Source organism: Methylobacterium aquaticum, assembly GCF_001043915.1.
GTDB classification, from domain to species: domain Bacteria; phylum Pseudomonadota; class Alphaproteobacteria; order Rhizobiales; family Beijerinckiaceae; genus Methylobacterium; species Methylobacterium aquaticum.
This window is the reverse complement of record NZ_LABX01000435.1, coordinates 1-754: the sequence shown is the minus strand read 5'-3', so window position 1 is coordinate 754 and position 754 is coordinate 1. Positions and strand designations below refer to the sequence as shown.

General features: G+C 67.6%; 1 protein-coding gene. It reads right to left on the bottom strand.

Annotated elements, in window-relative coordinates:
• Positions 1-281 precede the first annotated feature (281 nt).
• On the bottom strand, positions 282-647 hold the full coding sequence (locus VP06_RS33040) for a response regulator (protein WP_048468062.1): 366 nt from the start codon (positions 645-647) through the stop codon (positions 282-284).
• Between the last annotated feature and the right edge of the window lie 107 nt (positions 648-754).

The window sequence follows — 754 nt, the reverse complement described above, 5'->3', positions numbered from 1 at the left end:
TGGGTATAAGAGCCAGGCTCCAGGTCGCCCTGGCCCTTGCTGTCTTCTCTCTCGGGATGTCCGCGGTGGCGAAGCCGTTTGCTCGGCGCCCCGTCGGTGAGCGGCTGTCTAAGGGTAGCCGGCTCGCCTGTCAATCGCGATGCGGCAGCGATCGCGAGACGGTTCCGTCCCGGGAGGCGGCGGCGAGGAAGGCCGACGACGTCGTTCGCCGGGTCGCCCCCGCCGCATTGGGCACGGGTGCGATCCGGAGCTTACGCGATGCGACGGAAACGCGACGGGGTTCAGGCGCGGGTCAGCTTGGACACGACGGCGAGCAGCTGGTCGGGCTTGAAGGGCTTCGTGATCCAGCCGGTCGCGCCGGCCGCCTTGGCCTGCTGCTTGATCCCCTCGTCCGACTCCGTGCTCAGGAACAGGATCGGCACGCCCGTCAGGGCGGGCAGCGTCCGCAGGTTCTTGATCATGTCCAGGCCGTTCATGACCGGCATGTTGAGATCGGTGATGACGAGGTTGAGCGCGTTGGACTTGGCCTGGGCGATGCCCTCGGCACCGTCTCCGGCCTCGATGACGGTATGCCCGGCTGGTCCGAGGACCACCTTGATCATCTGCCGGATGCTTGCGGAATCGTCGACGGCAAGAACGTTGGCCATGAGAATGAAACTCCGGAAGGTCGTGCGGAAAGGTCGTTGGGTGGGGGGTGGTCTCAGGCGGCGCGCCGGAAGGGGGCCTGCGCGTCCAGGCCGGCCCGCGCGAAGGC